The organism is Exiguobacterium sp. ZOR0005 (genome assembly GCF_000798975.1).
Lineage (GTDB): Bacteria > Bacillota > Bacilli > Exiguobacteriales > Exiguobacteriaceae > Exiguobacterium > Exiguobacterium aurantiacum.
The window spans coordinates 1-17661 of sequence record NZ_JTLB01000039.1 but is presented as its reverse complement, the minus strand read 5'-3'; the positions used below and the strand labels follow the sequence as shown (position 1 = coordinate 17661).

At 52.5% G+C, this 17661-nt stretch carries 15 protein-coding genes, 1 riboswitch and 1 other annotated feature; of the genes, 6 read left to right on the top strand and 9 right to left on the bottom strand.

Annotation, left to right across the window (positions count from 1 at the left end):
* Positions 1-80: 80 nt before the first annotated feature.
* Entirely contained in the window at positions 81-1151 is a 1071-nt protein-coding gene (locus L971_RS14510; protein ID WP_024372146.1) for an SDR family oxidoreductase, read from the bottom strand.
* Positions 1148-3322 (bottom strand): ATP-binding protein, encoded by a 2175-nt coding sequence (locus L971_RS14505; RefSeq protein WP_047376473.1) that lies wholly within the window; start codon positions 3320-3322, stop codon positions 1148-1150. Before L971_RS14505 ends, L971_RS14510 begins: the two co-directional genes overlap by 4 nt.
* A gap of 127 nt (positions 3323-3449) precedes the next feature.
* Between L971_RS14505 and L971_RS14500 the strand changes: the two genes are divergently transcribed.
* The gene (locus tag L971_RS14500) at positions 3450-3944 is read left to right on the top strand and encodes a restriction endonuclease (protein WP_024372144.1); all 495 of its coding nucleotides are present in this window, start codon (positions 3450-3452) and stop codon (positions 3942-3944) included.
* Between the two features lie 216 nt (positions 3945-4160).
* Positions 4161-4640, top strand: coding sequence for a hypothetical protein (locus tag L971_RS14495; RefSeq protein WP_024372143.1), 480 nt, complete (start codon positions 4161-4163; stop codon positions 4638-4640).
* A gap of 59 nt (positions 4641-4699) precedes the next feature.
* On the opposite strand, the gene L971_RS14490 is transcribed toward L971_RS14495, so the two are convergent.
* Positions 4700-5323 (bottom strand): DUF1836 domain-containing protein, encoded by a 624-nt coding sequence (locus L971_RS14490; RefSeq protein WP_024372142.1) that lies wholly within the window; start codon positions 5321-5323, stop codon positions 4700-4702.
* Positions 5324-5471: 148 nt separating this feature from the next.
* Here L971_RS14490 and L971_RS14485 point away from each other — a divergent pair, with 148 nt between their 5' ends.
* Positions 5472-6122: a diacylglycerol/polyprenol kinase family protein gene (locus L971_RS14485; RefSeq protein WP_024372141.1), complete on the top strand. Its 651-nt coding sequence runs from the start codon at positions 5472-5474 to the stop codon at positions 6120-6122.
* A 146-nt stretch (positions 6123-6268) separates the two neighbouring features.
* Positions 6269-7189, top strand: coding sequence for a UDP-N-acetylmuramate dehydrogenase (murB, locus tag L971_RS14480; RefSeq protein WP_029333793.1), 921 nt, complete (start codon positions 6269-6271; stop codon positions 7187-7189).
* 40 nt (positions 7190-7229) lie between these two features.
* Here the strand turns inward: murB and ald are convergent, their stop codons facing one another.
* The 4 genes from ald to L971_RS14460 all read right to left on the bottom strand — a co-directional run bounded on the left by ald (position 7230) and on the right by L971_RS14460 (position 11282).
* Positions 7230-8360, bottom strand: coding sequence for an alanine dehydrogenase (ald, locus tag L971_RS14475; protein ID WP_024372139.1), 1131 nt, complete (start codon positions 8358-8360; stop codon positions 7230-7232).
* Between the two features lie 131 nt (positions 8361-8491).
* On the bottom strand, positions 8492-9715 hold the full coding sequence (locus L971_RS14470; RefSeq protein ID WP_047376471.1) for a CdaR family transcriptional regulator: 1224 nt from the start codon (positions 9713-9715) through the stop codon (positions 8492-8494).
* An 83-nt stretch (positions 9716-9798) separates the two neighbouring features.
* Positions 9799-10224, bottom strand: a complete 426-nt coding sequence (locus tag L971_RS14465; RefSeq protein ID WP_029333791.1) for a divergent PAP2 family protein — start codon at positions 10222-10224, stop codon at positions 9799-9801.
* Between the two features lie 116 nt (positions 10225-10340).
* Entirely contained in the window at positions 10341-11282 is a 942-nt protein-coding gene (locus L971_RS14460) for a rhodanese-related sulfurtransferase (protein ID WP_024372136.1), read from the bottom strand.
* Between the two features lie 224 nt (positions 11283-11506).
* On the opposite strand from L971_RS14460, the gene L971_RS14455 reads away from it, so the two are divergent.
* A complete protein-coding gene (locus L971_RS14455) occupies positions 11507-12148 on the top strand; it encodes a TVP38/TMEM64 family protein (RefSeq protein ID WP_024372135.1) in 642 nt (213 codons plus the stop codon).
* A 26-nt stretch (positions 12149-12174) separates the two neighbouring features.
* Here the strand turns inward: L971_RS14455 and L971_RS14450 are convergent, their stop codons facing one another.
* Both L971_RS14450 and L971_RS14445 read right to left on the bottom strand, forming a co-directional pair.
* Positions 12175-13458, bottom strand: coding sequence for a Na+/H+ antiporter NhaC family protein (locus L971_RS14450; RefSeq protein WP_024372134.1), 1284 nt, complete (start codon positions 13456-13458; stop codon positions 12175-12177).
* Between the two features lie 72 nt (positions 13459-13530).
* Positions 13531-13626: riboswitch (SAM riboswitch) on the bottom strand.
* A 98-nt stretch (positions 13627-13724) separates the two neighbouring features.
* Entirely contained in the window at positions 13725-15404 is a 1680-nt protein-coding gene (locus tag L971_RS14445; protein WP_024372133.1) for a GGDEF domain-containing protein, read from the bottom strand.
* Positions 15405-15556: 152 nt separating this feature from the next.
* Positions 15557-15768: a binding site (T-box leader), on the top strand.
* Positions 15769-15826: 58 nt separating this feature from the next.
* Here L971_RS14445 and argS point away from each other — a divergent pair.
* On the top strand, positions 15827-17509 hold the full coding sequence (gene argS / locus L971_RS14440) for an arginine--tRNA ligase (protein WP_047376469.1): 1683 nt from the start codon (positions 15827-15829) through the stop codon (positions 17507-17509).
* The last annotated feature ends 152 nt before the right edge of the window (positions 17510-17661 follow it).

The window sequence follows — 17661 nt, the reverse complement described above, 5'->3', positions numbered from 1 at the left end:
GCCCGGTGGAATACCGGACCCAGGTTCTCGAAGTCGCCTGACAAATTATTTAGTGTCTAACTTTTTTGGTTCAGTTCAGATCAGGGCTTTTTGTGTGTGTCGTAATAGGCGACGACTTGCGGCAAATAGTCTTTTAAGTCGGGACAGATGATACCGGTACCGTTTAACGCCCGCATCGTCTGTGTCGTGTCGAAATGGACTTGATGTTTGAAGTAGTCGAGGAGTTCACGAGGTACTCCGTATCGTTCCGATAATTTCATGGCCGAAAAACCGGCTTCGGCGGCAACGTGAGGAATCGTCCCACGAGGAGGACGACGGAACATCTCTTCGTGAATCATGCGATACACTTCGCGCGCACCGTGCGGAAACGGATCCGTCAGATGAAACGTTCGGCCCAACCCGGCTGGTGCGTGTGCGAGATACGCCGTCGCTTCGACCACATAATCGTACGGCACGAGATTCACTTCGATATTTTGGCGTCCGATGTAAGGGAGCGGGGCGGCTTGACGCAACTGGTCCATCAATTTCAAGACGAAATAGACACCATCAAACTTTTTCGTCTCACCGGTCAGGCTATGACCGATGACGATGCCCGGTCGAATCACGGTCACCGGCATCGAGCCGAACTCACGTGAGACGATCGCTTCGGCTTCGTATTTTGTCGCCTCGTAATGGTTTTTGAAGGCGACACGATGCCACAGTTCGTTCTCGTACACCGTCCCTTGCCGCCGTCCCGACACGTAAGCGGTGCTGAAATAGACGTACCGCTTCAAATGCGGGGCTCGCTTCGCGAACGAAGTCATATGTTTCGTGCCGAGCAAGTTGATTCGATAACCGACTTCGTAAGGAATGCTCAAGTCGTAAGCGGCCGCCAGATGAAACACATAATTCACGCTACGCTCGATGACCGAGCGCATAATCGGGTCGAGGATGACTTCCGGGAGCGTGATGTCCGCCTCGACGAGGACGAGTTGTTCGTCTTGGAGTGACGTCGTCGCCAACAGTTCTTGTTTTAATGCGCTAGCTTCATCGTGTTGCGTCGGGAGATGAAGGGCGTAAATCGTTCCGATTTGATTCGGTAAAGAAGCGAGATGGGTGATCAGCTTCCCGGCTAAAAAACCGGGGAATCCGGTAAAGACGTAATGGTTCATATCGTTTCCTCCGCTAAGTCGAGCGTGAATGTGAACGTCGATCCGACACCGACCGTCGATTCGACTTCGATACTGCCGCCATGTGACTCGATGATTTCTTTACAAATCGAGAGGCCGAGCCCGGTCCCGCCGATTTGACGAGTGTCAGAATTATCGACGCGATAGAATTTTTTAAACAGTTCCTCGAACGCATGCTCCGGGATACCGATACCGAAGTCTTGAATCGAGACGTGGGCTTGGTTGTGTTCCCGGCGTACCCGGACTTCGATTTCCCGGTGGTTTGGTGAGTACTTGATGGCGTTTGACAGCAAGTTGATGATCACTTGCTCAATCCGGTCTTGATCGGCGATGAGAGGGAGCGTTTCATCCGCGTCATCAAAATGAATCGAATGATCGTTCGTCTCCCGGAACCGCTCGACGACGTCGCGGACGAGGTCGTTGAGGATGAAATGGTCTTGTTTATACTCTTGATTGCCGTCCTCCATGCGTTGAATGTCGAGGAAGTCGTTCAATAAATCGGTCAACCGCTTTGCCTCTTTCGCCATCGTCTTCAAATAGCGCTCCCGCTTGTCAGCAGTCAGTTCGCGGTTGAGCATGAGTTCGATATAACCGGATAAGGAAGACAGTGGCGTTCGTAGTTCGTGGGAAACGGTGCTGACGAGCTCATTTTTGATTTGGTCCATCCGTTCTTCTTCGGTCCGATTACGGAAAACGAAGAGAAAGCCGCTGTCGACACCGATTTGGCGCTTCGTATCCATACCGGTCGCATACATCTCATAATATTGCTCATCTCGATCGTTCGGTTGCGGGATGGAGAAACGCATCGACACTTCTCGAGCCGATCCGTCCAGCAACAGGTCGATTTTCTTTAACATCTCGGTCCGGTCACGGGGACGGAACGTCGTGAGGAGCGGGATCCGTTCTTGCATTTTGTTAGGAGCGATTCCAGGCAAGTCGAGCAAACGACGGGCGTGGACGTTCATAAAGAGGACGCTTCCGTTCGACTCGGTTAAGACGAACGCCTCGTTCGACGCTTGAAGAATGGATTGAATGATATCGCGCTGACGGGCGATGGCATTCTTTTCACGTTCAAGCATGCGCTCGACTTTTTTCCGGTCACTAATATCCCGCATGACGGCGACACGAAGCGTCTGCCCTTGGTACGTCACTTCTTTCGGATAGACTTCCATCTCGAGGAACGTGCCGTCTTCCCGGCGTCCGATGACTTCGTAAGGTGTTTGGATGTGGTTGCGGATACGGCGCAAGACGTCGGCGCGGTACCCTTCCGCGATGAACTCGATCGTCTGGCGCCCGACCATCTCTTCAGACGGGATTCGGAAGATCGTCTCGGCGGCTTTGTTGGCGTCAAGGATCGTACCGTCCTCATGAAACAAGACGGCTTCGATAACCGATTCGGCGAACATTCGATACCGCTGTTCTTTATGCAACAGCTCTCCTTTTAACGCGATCTCTGGACTGACGTCGAAGACAAAGAAGAAGAATCCGATGACGCGTGCCTGTTCATAGACAGGGTGCATAAACAACTTGCCGACGAAGTGGGTCCGGTCTTTTCGTTGGAACTTCCATTCTCGGTCTCCTCGATCGAGCGCGACGCGCAACATTTGCTCGAACGATAAGAGACGTTCGGTCTCGTCTTGGTAGTGGGTGCGTTTTTCGCTCAACTCACGCGATTCGAAAAGCGCGAACGGCGTCATCTCATATAACACTTCATGAGGCGCGTAACCGAACAGTTCGGTGGCGCCTTTATTGAATCGATTGATGAGCAAGTTCGCATCGGTCATGATCATCGCCATGTCGAGTTCGGTGTGCATCATCGCCTCAAAGGCGTTGTGTTGGACGGTGACACGCGTGTCGAGCGGGAGCGGTTCGATCGACAGGATATAGACGTCCCCGTTCGGGATCGCATGGATACGGATCGTCGGCATCTCATACGTCCATGGAAGCCCTTGCTCCATTCGGCGGGACAGTTCCATCGTGATTGGGGACTGGTTGACCATATGAAACACGTTGGAACGTGTCTGTAAGTCCTCAGGGAATTGCTCTAAAAACGGGCGGTTCGCTTGAACGATCGTGCCGTCTGTTTGAATTAAGGCGACACCGTAAGGCAAGGCATGCAACAGGTCGTTCTGGAGATGCACTCTTTTCTCCATCAACGGGTGATCCCTCCTTCTATAAATCAAACGGGTACATCTTCATTACATTCGACAGATGTGCCTTTGTTTTCCTGCCTTCAGACGGTAAAGTAATAGTGAACAAATGATGGAGAGGACGATGGATGTGAAAGGATTGGGGTTTAGTCTAGTACTCGCGTTCGGACTGTGGTGGTGGGACGCACCGTTCTGGACTGTCATCGCTGTCGTCGGGCTCGGGTTCGCTTGGGTCATTTGGCGAAAACGGCTGTCGACGATCGACCGGGTCGATCGGATGGAAGGGCGTGAGTTCGAACTGTTTTTAGAAGACGTGTTCACTGAGCTCGGTTACACGGTCACCGTCACACCGGCGTCCCGCGACTTTGGGGCCGACTTGTTGCTCGAGACGCCGGAAGGGTGGTCGATCGCCGTCCAGGCGAAGCGTTACGAAAAAGTCGTCGGTCTCGAGGCGGTCCAACAAGTGGCGGCAGCTGTCCCGTATTATGGAGTGAACGAAGGATGGGTCGTGACGAACTCGTCCTACACGGACAGCGCGTACGAGTTGGCTGAGCCAAATCAAGTTCGTCTGATTGCAAGATCAGAGCTTGAACAGCTGTTAAAAGAAGCCGGTTTTAAGCGGTAACGACGCGTGTTTTCACATGTTTGACAAGATGACGGATTGTGTCGAAGAAAAAGGGGTTGTCTTTTTGTTCAAACGGTGCAATAATCATCTTCGTCATATGAAATATGTAGTAGTTGAACAGAGAGATTCGGCTGCTAGAAACTTTTTGGGGTTTCACAGAATGCCCAACCGGACAAACAGAAAAATCGTGGTTGGAACGTATTAGGAGGAAAAGCGGTGCGCAAATTAATTTATGTAAAAGGTTGCGTCTTTACGCAAGGCGAGGCGACCATTTATGACGAGACAAATGATGCGATCGGATCTGTTCACCGCGACGCGGAAGGCAGTGTCCAAGTGCACAACTTGTCTGGTCGACAAATCGCTCTCGGGAAGTACATCCCGAACTGTCAGAAATGGGTCGTCATGAACCATGACGGGCAAGCGATTGGTCAATTGAAAGACAAATTCTCGTTATTTGGGAAAAAGTGTGAGTACAACGTCTATGAACGCGGACTCTATACGATTCAGTACGATGTCGAACGCTACAAGTTCAGCGTGCGCGACAAGGCTGGGAAGCTTGTGGCGGAACTTCGTCGCCAAGAAGACGATTCTTTCTGTTTGACGAAAGAAGCCGATCAGCTTTCGATGTTCGAACTGTTGTCAGTGTTGAAAACGTTGAGTGTGAAGTCACGGATGCCGCTCGCGGTCTCTGTTTAATCGATATGACGAACACCAGTCACGGGACTGGTGTTTTCTTATACGCAAAAACCGCTCCATCAAATGAAGCGGTTCAAATAATGTTTTGCCTCGAGTTCGAGCGTCGTGACGCGGTGGGCGTATAGACAGAGCTTCAAGACATGGACGATGTTCTGGTGCGTATGGCCCATCTTCTCGATGGAGCGCTTGGCACGCGTGTCGAGCAAATCGATCGGACTCGTCGACTTCGCATATTCCGCGTACAATCGGTAAAAATCGATTGGCGAGATGAGGTCGTCTTCGTCACGGTCCGGGTTGTTGAAGATGAGCGCAAGCAACGAACTCGTCTCCTCAAGAGAGAACAAGTGCTTCAAGTCGTCGAGCAAATAGATGATTGCGGCCTGTTGCAACGAGTATTTTTTGCCGACCCGAGGGACGCCGATAATTTTGCGGACTTCCCGCTTCGTCCAGTTTTGAATCGTCGTCGCCGACAAATGTTCGCCCGTCAACGTGTTCGCCAAAGCGACGATTTGGTTGATGGACAGGCCGTTCTTTTCAATATGAAACAAGTGGATTTTACGAAGTTCTTTTGGGAAGTGTTCACGCACTTCTTCCGGAAACAGGGCGATGGCCCGATCGACGTCGCCAACTTGCATGTAATGCAGGCAGTCCGCCAAAGTTTGAATTGAAGTTGCGTCGCGCATACAGCCACCCTTTCTATAGTCGGCTTCGATCGCCGTCTATACAGTCATTTGACCTCATTCTACCAAATGTTTGAAAAGGAAGCTAGGTTCTGGCCCGATTAAGGTATAATGTAAACGTATAAATTATGTAGCTAAAGGTGGTCTACCGATGAATGAATGGGTCAGCTCCATCCTGTCCATCGTCATAGTCCTAGTGTTCCTCGTCGGGCTCGAACAAGTCGGCAAGCGTCTAGGATGGACGGATGAAACAATTCGTAAAAGTGTACATATCGCGGTCGGACATTGGGCGCTGCTCGCCGTCTGGTTGATTGAGACATGGTACGTCGCAGCCGTTCCGCTCGTCTTCTTCACGTTCGCGAACGCATTCCTTCTTTATAAAAGTCCGTCACCGGTCCATCAAACCGAGCGGAAATCATTCGGCACGGTCTATTATCCGATCGCGCTGCTCGTGATCTTATTCTTCTTCTTTGAGACAGAACCGCTCGCCTTCTTGGCCGGGTCGCTCGTCTTGGCGTGGGGAGACGGATTGGCCGCCCTCGTCGGACGGAAGTATGGGACGGTGACGTACGACTTGTACGGGCAGAAACGGTCGTTCCAAGGCAGTATGGCCATGTTCCTCAGCTCGTATGCTGTGCTCTTTTTATTGTTTTTGTGGGATGATGTTCCGCTTTGGCAAGTGGTAACATATGGGTTTATCATTTCCATCGTTGCCACGCTGACAGAAGCGATTTCTTATCGCGATTGGGATAATTTCACAATTCCTATCGTAGTAGCAGTCGCTACATCATTATTGCTGTAAACCTTTTCTTCCATTGTAAAGAAAACGTTGCTTGTCACCTCTGTCAAACATTTGTATACTGTGTTTCGTACTGAAACCATTCAGCGACGTGCCCGGACGAGTCCGAAGCACCGATAAAAATAGAACGTAAAGGATTGAGTGAACGCATGAGCTTTTTAGATCAATTAGTAACAATCATCCCGGCCGATCGCGTCAAACAAGACGAGCCTTTATCGGCACACACGTATACAAAGCTTGGCGGCAACGCCGATTATTTCGTGGCTCCACACACGTATGAAGAAGTACAGGCGGTGCTCGAGCTCGCCCACCGCGAGCAAGTCCCGTTCATGATTCTCGGATTCGGCTCGAACTTGATCGTTCGGGACGGGGGTCTCCGAGGGATCGTGTTGAACTTGAACGAGTTGAAGACGATTCGCCGGGAAGGCGATCGAGTCATCGCTCAAGCCGGTGCCGCCATCATTGATGTGTCTCGTCAAGCGCTCACAGAAGAGTTGTCTGGTCTCGAGTTCGCTTGCGGCATTCCTGGAACGGTCGGCGGCGCAGTGTACATGAACGCTGGTGCTTACGGTGGCGAGACGAAAGACGTCATCTTGAGCGCGGTCGTCTTGACGCCGGCAGGGGAGCTGTTGACGCTCACGAAAGACGAGCTCGAGCTTGACTATCGGACGAGCCGGATTGCGACAGAAGGGCTCATCGTGCTCGAAGCGACGTTTGAATTAGAGCCGCTTCCTTACGAAGCGATCAAAGCAGTGATGGACGATTTGACGTACAAACGTGAATCGAAGCAGCCGCTCGAATATCCATCGTGCGGGAGTGTGTTCAAACGACCGCCGGGCTACTTCGCCGGGAAGTTGATTCAAGACTGCGGTCTGCAAGGGAAGCGGATCGGCGGGGCGGAAGTATCGCTCAAACATGCCGGCTTCATCGTCAACATTGCCGACGCGACGGCGACGGAGTATATCTCGCTCATTCGTCACGTCCAAGCGACGGTGAAAGAGAAGTTCCATGTTGAACTTGAGCCGGAAGTAAAGATCATCGGTGAAGACATCGCCGTCGAGAACGCCTAAATAAAACGCCCGAACGGAATCAGCCGTTCGGGCGTTTTACTTATGCTTGCAGTTGTTTCGTGACCGCTTCTGAAGCAGGGACGAACGGATAATCGAGGTCTCGGGCGACCGCCTCGTACGTGACCGTCCCATCGATGACGTTCAATCCTTTGAGGAGCGCCGCATTTTCACGGAGAGCCGGGAAGACGCCTTTTTGCGCGCACTCGATAATATACGGCATCGTCGCGTTCGTCAAACCGAGCGTCGACGTGCGTGGGACCGCACCTGGCATGTTGGCAACCGCATAATGTTGAACCCCGTAGCGCTCATACGTCGGCGCGTCGTGCGTCGTGATGTGGTCGATCGTCTCGCAAATCCCGCCTTGGTCGATGGCGACGTCGACGATGACCGAACCAGGTGACATTTGTTGAACCATCTCTTTTGTGACGAGCTTTGGCGCTTTGGCACCCGGGATGAGAACAGCACCGATGACGAGGTCGCTCTCGGCGACTTGTTTGGCGATGTTGTAACTGTTCGAGATGAGCGTGTTGATCGTGTTCCCGAACTGATCATCGATTTGACGAAGTCGGGCCGGGCTAATGTCCATGAGTGTCACGTTGGCTCCGAGACCGATGGCGATGCGGGCCGCGTTCGTTCCGACGACACCGCCGCCGATGACCGTCACGTTGGCACGCGGGACACCTGGGAGACCAGACAAGAGGATGCCTTTCCCGCCATGAGGCTTCTCTAAAATTTGAGCACCGATTTGTGCGGCCATCCGTCCGGCCACTTCACTCATCGGTGTGAGGAGCGGGAGCGTCCGGTCGACTTCGACCGTTTCATAGGCGATGGCGGTCATGCCTGACTCGACGAGCGCCTTCGTGAGTTCCGGCTCGGCTGCAAGATGTAAATACGTGAAGAGCGTCAAGTCGCTGCGGAAATAGCGGTATTCCGTAGGTTGCGGCTCTTTCACTTTGAGTGCTAGCTCGACGTGGTTCCAAACGTCTGCCGCCGTATCGACAATCGTCGCACCGGCATCGACATATTCCATGTTCGTGAAGCCGCTCCCGATACCGGCTTCCGTTTCGACGAGCACGTCATGTCCGAGCTCCGTCAACACCGCAGCCCCCATTGGCGTCAACGCGACGCGGTTCTCGTTATTTTTAATCTCTTTCAATACCCCGATTTTCATGATCCGTTCCCCTTTCGATCTGTTGACACAATTTGTTCACACTTCTAGTATAGACCGTTCCGAAAACGCTGTCTTTAGCCTGCATTCTAAAAACGAAGACCCCCACTTTGTGATAATTCACAAAGTGAGAGTCAGTCGTCTTGACGATATTGTCCGGCTTTGATCGCCAAATAGATGGCGGCCCGTTCCGGGAGGGAGACGCGGGTAATTTGCGTCAACTCTTCGATCCGCCGGACCCGGTACAGCACCGTGTTCGGATGAATGTGGAGATGGGCCGCGACTTGCTTCACGTTGCCGTCGAAATAGAAGTACCATTCCAGCGTCGTCACGAGTTCGGTTTGGTGAGCGTGATCGTAAGCGTGCAGCCGTTCGAGCGTGGGGTGCGTCTCGAGCCGGAGGCCGATCAGGCGCGCGAGGTCGGGAACGAGTTGATATATGCCGATCTGTTCGAACGCACGGGCGGTGGCCAGCTCGAGTGGGAATTTCCGTCGCAGTGAGGTCACACGTCTCGCTTCCACGGCCGCGTTATAGATTGTCTCGCTTTCGAAGAAACGGCGGCTGATGCCGAGTCGGGGTTCCGCTTCTGAAAACTTTTCCTGGAGCTGGGTCTCGAACCGTTCCGCCCACTCCACGAGTGTTGTCTCTTCTTCGGACAGCTCTGACTTCATGTAGTGCCAGACGAGCAACTGTTGTCCGTCAATCGCTTGGAGGACGACTTCAATCGCCTGTTGGGTCGCGAGCACATAAAAGAGCCGTTCCGCGAATTGCGGGGTAATCGGTTGCAGGCAATCGATTACCGTCAACCGGCTGGCCACAGCAATCGGCGCGATTTCGTTCAACCGCTCGTGATGGGACAGGCTCAGTGTCGGCGTGGCCAGAATATCCAAAAAGAACCGTTCGAGCTCAGCGTCGATGCGTCGTTCGTGCATCGCGATCGTCATGAGCAGTTTTTTGGCGATGTTGGCACCTTCTTGTAAAACAGTGAGCTCTTGCTCAGAAAAAGGTTGCGAGCGGGCCAAACTCCAAATATAGCCGAGCACCTCGTCTTGTTGTTTAATGACGACGGCGGCACGTTCCCCGAGACCGACTGAAAGGCGCGCTGGAATGACGACCGGTTCATCGCGATCGATCACGTTTTGTAAGATCCCACTCTCCCACAAGTCTTCGATGACCGCTTCCGGGACACGTCGACCGATGATGGTCGCGATTCGCGCCGGGTCCGTCGAGTCGGGATGCGTGCTATAGGCGATGAGTTGATGGTGGCGGTTTTCGATTGTGATGGGGGCGCGAATCGCTTGACCGATCGCTTCGGCGAGCGTGTCTAGAGACTCATAAGACTTCTGCAAAAAAGGCATGTCGATTCCTCCTCATCTTGAGTATACCGTCTTCGTTGTGAAAGTTCACAAAAAGATAGGGGAGGGCGACATGCCTTATATATTCAGATAGGGAAAAACAAACCGACGACGAGACCGAGCAAGGCGCCGACGATGACTTGGAACGGTGTATGACCGACAAGTTCATTTAAGATCGGGGTCTCATGCTTGATGCCTTTGAAATAATCATTCAACAAACGGGCTTGGAAACCGACCGCTTGGCGGACACCGGTCGCATCGTACATGACGATTGTCGCAAAAATCAAGGCTAGGGCAAACATGCTGGAGTCGAGTCCTTCCATTCGGCCGATGACGGTCGCTAAAGCGACGACGGTCGAGGAGTGGGAGCTCGGCATGCCGCCAGAGGCGAACATGATTTGTAGTTCAAAGTCTCTCGTTTTAATCAGTTCTGTCACTAGTTTTGCCGCTTGGGCGATAAACCATGCAAGGAGGGCGGCGAGTAAAGGTTCGTTAAACAACAATCGATTCACTTCCTGTCTGACAATAGTATCTTCACTATACCCGATTCTCGTCGTGAATAGACGTAAAGATTCTGTCAAAAAAAGCGCAAGGGATAAGGTCCCTTGCGCTTTCTGGTCGATTTTTGTTACCCGACGACGCCTTCAGTCTCCTGAAGTTTGTCCGCGATATTCTCGATGATATAGCGGTTGCGTGGATGCTCCTGGCACTCTTTCGAGCATGAACGCATTTGTTTCGGTTCACACTCTTCACAACAGAAGTGCTGGGCATTACACACCGGGTTGGCACAATTCACGTAACGGACCGTCTTCGTGCCGCAGTGCATGCACTCTGAAACGACCGATGGATTGACCGTGTTGACCGGGACGTTGATGCGCTCGTCAAAGACGTAAAGCTCACCTTCCCAATCCTCGCCTTTCGTGGCTTCGTCTTTGCCGTACATGGCGACGCCGCCTTTTAAGTGAAAAATGTTGTCGTGACCTTGATCACGCATATATGCTGTAAATTTCTCGCAACGGACGCCTCCGGTGCAATACGTGAGAAGTGTTTTCCCTTCGTAGAGGTCCTTATTCTCTTCGAGCCATTCTGGCATGTAACGAGAAGCCTCTACATCGATCTTGATCGCATTTTTAAAGTGACCAAGGTCGTATTCGTAGTTGTTACGAACGTCGAGGATGACGACATCATCGCGATTCATCATCTCTTTCCATTCTGCCGGTTCGAGGTATGCCCCGTGCTGTTTCGGCACGTCAAACTCGCCGTCAAAGCGCCACGTCACGAGTTCTTTCTTATGACGGACAAAAATTTTCGAGAACGCGTGCTCATCGACTTCATCGATTTTGAACTCGATGTCGCTGAAGAGTGGGTTCGCTTTCAAATCAGTCATGTACTGCTCGGTCTGTTCCCAAGTCCCAGAGCACGTCCCGTTGATTCCTTCGGAAGAAATCAAGATCCGTCCTTTGATGCCGAGGTCCTTACAATACTTGAGGTGCTCTTGTGTGAGCGTTTCTGGGTCTTCGATGTTGACGTACTTATAGTACAGCAAGACCCGCATTGATTTTGTTTCCATGGTTATTGCTCCCCTGTGTTCAGTTTTTTGCAGGAAAACGAACGTTGGGTTGTGTCGTTCGACGAATGGGCTTGCCTGCAACCACAAGTCCATTATTATATGATAGATATCACAGCGAAATTTCGCAAATACTTTTTAATTTTTTTTGAACACGGCAGGGGGATGTGTCCTGTGGCACGAATTCGGGTAAAACAGAGTAACGAAAGCCGAAGGTGGAAACTCATATGCTCACATCTCTCGAACAGTGGATCATCCAATTGATTGAATGGCTTCAAGAGTTGCCGGGGGGGCCGTGGGCCGGTCTCGGCGCCCCGTTCTTAGAAGCGATTTTTCCGTTTCTTCCACTTGTCCTCATCATTTCAGCGAACGCGGCAACATATGGATTCCTGCTCGGGGCGTTATTATCATGGGTCGGCAGTTTGCTCGGGACAATTCTTGTCTTCTCAGCTGTCCGCTACGTGTTCCGCAAACCGATGACGCGCTGGCTTGAAAAACATAAGAAAGGCGTCTACTGGCTCGAACGGATCAACCATATGAGCCCGGTTTCACTCGGGTTCTTGTATTCGTTGCCGTTCATCCCAGTCAGTCTGATCACGTACTTACTCGCGCTCATTCAAATGCCGCTTCGGACGTTCATCATGGCAGCCGGGTTTGGGAAACTGCTTGTCGTCTTGATTTTCTCAGTGATCGGTGACCAATGGGAAGAATTTATCCAAAGTCCGTTCCGCTTGTCGATGCTCGGCCTGTTGTTGCTCGTCTTATGGGCAATCAGCCGCGGACTTGAAGAACTTCTTAAACGGCGCGCCTTCAAAAAACGCAACGAACAGCTCAAACGTGAACTCGAAGCAAAAAGAACGACCTTGTGAAGTCATGCTTCACAAGGTCGTTTTTGTCAGGCCCGCTTCTTGAAGCGCGGGAAGTTGAAGGCAATCGCCAGTCCGCCACAGATGAACAAGAGGAACGGATAAAACATGTACGGCACGAGAGCCGGTGATGCCGTGTTCGTCAATTCGGCGGCGATGAGCAATTGGGCTCCGTACGGGAGAAGCCCTTGTACGCCACACGAGAAGATATCGAGCACGCTCGCCGATTTCTTCCGTTCGATGTCATACGTGTCGGCGATGTTCGCCGCGAGCGGCCCGGCGACAAGGATTGAAATCGTATTGTTCGCCGTGGCGACGTTTGTCGCACTGACGAGCCCGGCGATGCTCCACTCGGCGCCGGCCCGTTGTTGGATGCGGGCAGTGAGGGCGTCTCGCAAATAAGTGAGCCCTCCGTTATGCGAGATGAGTCCGACGAGCCCGCCCATGAAGAGCGTCAAAATCGAAATCTCTGCCATCCCGATCATCCCGTCGGCCATCGCCGTGACGAACGCTGTCACGGACAAGGTTCCGTCAAGCAGACCGATGATCCCGGTCAACACGATGCCGCCGAGCAAGACGAGGATGACGTTCAACCCCGTCAAGGCGAGGACGATGACGGCGAGATAAGGGATGAGCTTATACCATTCAAAAGCAGCGACTTCAATCGTCGATTCTCCGCTCGACAAGACGGCGAGGAGAACCGTCGTGATGACGGCCGCCGGCAAGACGATCCAAAAGTTCGTGCGGAACTTGTCGCGCATGTTCGTCCGTTGCGTCCGGACCGCCGCGATCGTCGTGTCCGATATGAACGACAAGTTATCTCCGAACATGGCTCCGCCAACAACGGCAGCTGCGGCGATGGCGATATTGACCCCACTCTCTTCATGGATGCCGAGGGCAATCGGGGCGAGCGCCGCGATGGTCCCGGTCGATGTGCCCATCGCCATTGAGATGAAGGCCGCGATGACGAACAGGCCACTCAAAAGAAGCGATGGCGGCAACAACGTGAGCGCCGCGTTGACGGTCGCGTCAATCGCCCCGATCTCACCGGCAACGTTCGAAAACGCCCCGGCGAGCAGGAAAATAAAGATCATAATCAAAATGCCGGGGTTGCCCGCGCCTTGCGCAATGCGCTCGACGGTTTGCGTGACACTTCCTTTCGTCATCATCGCCGCGACGATCAAGGCGATGAGTGCCGCAATCAATACAGGGAATTTGTAAAAATCGCCATAGTAAATCCCGGCCCCGATAAAGAAGACGAGAAAGACGAGTAAGGGCAACAGTGCCCATTTGTTAGCTGTCGGTTGTTCCAATCGTTTCACCTCATTCATAAAAATAAAAAGAGAGCCTTTTTGAAAAAAGGCCCTCTTTTACAAGAAACACTTTTTTCATCTTTCGAGCAGAGCGCTCGCTGGATTTGGCACAGGTTCCCCGCTGCCGAGACTTCACAGGGCCAGTCCCTCCGTCTCTCGTGATAAAAAAGTCGTATGATTAAGTTATAAGACACGTTCCCTAACCTATCTGTTTCGAATCGGTTTGTCAATAGAAAATCCCCACGCTCTGTGAGCGTGGGGGCGGATCAAGTCGTCAAATAGTTGTAGTGGGCGACTCGGTTGCGCCCGGCGTACTTGCCGCCGACGTATAACGCCCGGTCGGCGTTGCGAATCGTGTCATCGAGTCGTTTGTCACCGAACGCCTGAATCGTGTCGACCCCGATCGAGGCGGTCACTTGAATCGCGATTCCCTCGACATAAAACGGCTTGTCTTCAATCTTTTGGCGAATGCGTTCAGCGATTTCGACGGCCTGGTCGACGTCGCAATGATTGAGCAACAAGATGAACTCTTCTCCGCCATAACGGGCCGCGAAGTCATCGGTCCGCAGCGCCTGACGGATGCGACGGCCAAATTCTTGAAGCACGCCATCGCCGACTTGATGGCCATGTGTGTCGTTAATTTTTTTGAAAAAATCGATATCGAGCATTGCGACCGAGATCGGATACATAGAAGCGTCTGAGATTTGTTGAATCCCATATTCATAAAATGCCCGGGCGTTCGCGAGGAGCGTCAAGCTGTCCGTCCGGCTCTCTGTATAGAGGCGATCCCGTTCGTGGCAACGGCTGATCGTTCGATTGAACGACTTGAGCAGTTTGACGATTTCGCGCTGGATGATCAGCGGATAGCCGTAGACGTGCTCGCCGGCCATGACGATCCACGTGCGAATCCCTTCGATTTCCTCGGAGCGGACAGAGATGAAGCTGTGGTAGTCGTCGTGGAACTCATCTGACATCGGTGCGTCCCACTCGAAACGCATCTCATACTCGACGGACGATTCGTTCGGATACGTCGATTCGAGCAAATCGAAGACGCGGGGACGTTCGATCGGTTGGCGCGTCTTTAAATCGAAATAGAGCGATCGATCGAACACCGTGAACTCGACGAAACCGGCGTCGTATTGATTCAACCGTTCGCATTGACTGAGGAACACTTCGATGGCTTGCGCCTCGCTTTGCGACAGCGACACGGCTTCTTTTGCTTCATCGTACTGTTCGATGAGCGATTTGAACGCGTCTTGTCGTCCTTTTTGAATCAACAGTCGTTTGATGAAGAACGTGAGCGCGGCGGCAATGCTACTGACGACGAGCAAGTTCGTCTCGCGGAAGAAGGAAGCCGCAAAGATGAAGACGAGACTGACGATATACGTATAAAACGCGATGTTCAAGAAGTCGCGGACCGGCACGTCGACCCGGAACCACCAACCGACTTGGTACTTCTGCAGTACCGTATTCAATACGATGGCGGCAATCAACCCGGCGACGGGGAGGAACGAGTCTTGCGTGTAAAAACCGAGCCCCGTCTCACCACCGAGCGCCAAGTAGACGCTCGCCGGAATCGCTAGTTCTAGAAAAGACGTGATAGCGTTCCACGGATACGTGAAACGGAAGCGCCGGAGCGCGACGCGCGGCTTCAAGTTGACGAACTGGAAGACGAGCAACCCGATTTGGTTGACGAACAGAGCTGTCTCAAAGTCAAAGAATAAAAAGATAATCAGGACGATACTTTCAGAAAATGTGAAATAGACGCCTTTGCGCTCGATGGAGTCGAGTTGGAAGATGATGACGAGCAAGGCGATCAAGATGAACGGCAACGGCTCGATGGCCGGCGCGTTCAATACGCCTGTCGCAAACAGTGTGATCGTCAAAAGTACAAAAGCACTCCAAATACCCCAGCCGAGGGCAGACATCTTACGGAAATGGTTCATGGCCCCTCCTATGTGGGAAAAGTCGATTATGTATCGTAAAAAATTCGGCATGATGAGGCGGCAGTCCTGCCTATTCCTCATAATGGCCGAATTCTAGCATTGAGTCTATATGAATTATCCTCTATAATGAAATTGCTTTTCAACCACATAGACGAAAGTCGATGAAAAAGAGAGTAACGATCGTTTAGTCAACAAAGCGACCTAGGGATTGGTGAGAGCCTAGGCTGACAGACGTCGCGAAACGCACTTTTGAGATGCTATCCGAAACGAGTAGGCGTAGCCGGGGGACCCCCGTTATCACCGATAAAGCGGTCTGCGTCAAGCAGGCAAGAAGAGTGGTACCGCGGGCCATCCCGTCTCTTTGCATCTGTGCAAAGGGCGTTTTTTTTATGTAACGATTGATCATTTAAGGAGGAATTGTAATGAGTTATGAACGCAAGTATGCAGAAGCGTTGTCCCGTGTCATCGGCGACGAATTGACGCTCGACCAGATTGAGGCCTTGATTGAAAAACCGAAACACGAAGCGCATGGGGATTTGGCGTTCCCATGCTTCCAACTCGCCAAAGCTTACCGGAAAGCCCCGGTCATGATTGCGACGGATATCGCGGGCGAGCTAAACGATGAACTGTTCACGAAAGTCGAAGCGGCAGGACCTTACGTCAACATCTTCTTGAGCCGTGACGTCGTCTCGCAAGAAATCATCAATATGGTGCTCGATGAATCGGCGGACTACGCGACGCACGCGACGCGCAACGAGACGATCGTGACAGACTTCTCGTCGCCGAACATCGCCAAACCGTTCTCGATGGGTCACCTTCGCTCGACGGTCATCGGAAATGCGATCAACCAAATCGCTCGCAAGAACGGTTATGACGTCGTCGGCATCAACCACCTCGGCGACTGGGGCACACAGTTCGGAAAACTCATGGTCGCCTACAAAAAATGGGGCGACGAGGAAGCGGTACGCGCCAACCCGATCGCTGAGCTGTTGAAACTTTACGTCCACTTCCATGAAGAAGCGAAGACGCAACCGGAACTCGAAGACGAGGGCCGTGCTTGGTTCAAGAAACTTGAAGACGGCAACGAGGAAGCGACTGAACTGTGGACATGGTTCCGAGATGAGTCACTTAAAGAGTTCCAAAAAGTATACGACCTGCTCGGTGTCGAATTCGACAGCTTTAACGGGGAAGCGTTCTACAATGACAAGATGGACCGCATCGTCGGCATGCTCGAAGAGAAGCAGCTTCTCGTCGAAAGCGAAGGGGCGATGGTCGTCTCACTCGAGGACGAGAACTTGCCGCCGTGCTTGATCAAGAAGAAAGACGGCGCGACGCTCTATGCGACGCGTGACTTGGCTGCGGCCGTCTATCGTCACGAGACGTATAACTTCGTCCAGGCGAATTACGTCGTCGGCGGCGAGCAGGCGCTTCACTTCAAGCAACTGTTCTCTGTTCTTCGTAAACTCGGTTATGACTTCGTCGACGGCATGCACCACGTCCCGTTCGGCTTGATTTTGCAAGAAGGGAAGAAGATGTCGACACGTAAAGGCCGCATCGTCCTTCTCGAGGAAGTGCTGAAAGAAGCGATCGAAAAAGCACAGGCGAACATCGCGCAAAAGAACCCGGAACTTGCGAACGCAGACGATGTGGCCCGCATGGTCGGTGTCGGCGCGGTCATCTTCCACGACTTGAAGAACGAGCGCATCAACAACATCGAGTTCGACCTCGACAGCATGCTCAAATTCGAAGGGGAGACAGGTCCTTACGTGCAGTATACGAACGCCCGTGCGAACTCACTCCTTCGTAAAGGCAACTACGACGGTTCGACGTTCGCTGGTGCGGACGACGACCATACGTGGGGCGTCGTGACGATGCTTAACGCGTTCCCGCACGTCATCACGCGTGCCCATGAGCGCCGCGAACCATCGATCATTAGCCGCTATGTTCTCGACTTGGCGCAAGCGTTCAACAAATATTACGGCCACGTCCGTGTCCTTGAAGAAGATGCGGGCAAGCAGTCACGTCTCGCCCTCGTCAAAGCTGTGGCGATCGTCTTGACGGAAGGACTCCGTTTGATTGGCGTCCAAGCTCCAGAAGAAATGTAATTGACGAAACGCCCCCTCTTTTATTCGGTTTGAGCAAAAGAGGGGGCGTTTTCTTGTTTTTGGATTGCGAAAGTGAACTACTCACCACTTGCTTGCTTCGCAACCTGAAGTGGGAGCTTCTTGGGAAGGCCGTGCTTTGATTAGCCACGGTT

Bases quoted from the DNA above. Each gene is read 5' to 3' on its own strand.
- L971_RS14510 (WP_024372146.1), bottom strand. From the start codon at position 1,151: ATGAACCATTACGTCTTTACCGGATTCCCCGGTTTTTTAGCCGGGAAG.
- L971_RS14490 (WP_024372142.1), bottom strand. From the start codon at position 5,323: ATGCGCGACGCAACTTCAATTCAAACTTTGGCGGACTGCCTGCATTAC.
- ald (WP_024372139.1), bottom strand. From the start codon at position 8,360: ATGAAAATCGGGGTATTGAAAGAGATTAAAAATAACGAGAACCGCGTC.
- L971_RS14470 (WP_047376471.1), bottom strand. From the start codon at position 9,715: ATGCCTTTTTTGCAGAAGTCTTATGAGTCTCTAGACACGCTCGCCGAA.
- L971_RS14445 (WP_024372133.1), bottom strand. From the start codon at position 15,404: ATGAACCATTTCCGTAAGATGTCTGCCCTCGGCTGGGGTATTTGGAGT.
- L971_RS14455 (WP_024372135.1), top strand. From the start codon at position 11,507: ATGCTCACATCTCTCGAACAGTGGATCATCCAATTGATTGAATGGCTT.
- L971_RS14460 (WP_024372136.1), bottom strand. From the start codon at position 11,282: ATGGAAACAAAATCAATGCGGGTCTTGCTGTACTATAAGTACGTCAAC.
- argS (WP_047376469.1), top strand. From the start codon at position 15,827: ATGAGTTATGAACGCAAGTATGCAGAAGCGTTGTCCCGTGTCATCGGC.
- L971_RS14505 (WP_047376473.1), bottom strand. From the start codon at position 3,322: ATGGAGAAAAGAGTGCATCTCCAGAACGACCTGTTGCATGCCTTGCCT.
- murB (WP_029333793.1), top strand. From the start codon at position 6,269: ATGAGCTTTTTAGATCAATTAGTAACAATCATCCCGGCCGATCGCGTC.
- L971_RS14485 (WP_024372141.1), top strand. From the start codon at position 5,472: ATGAATGAATGGGTCAGCTCCATCCTGTCCATCGTCATAGTCCTAGTG.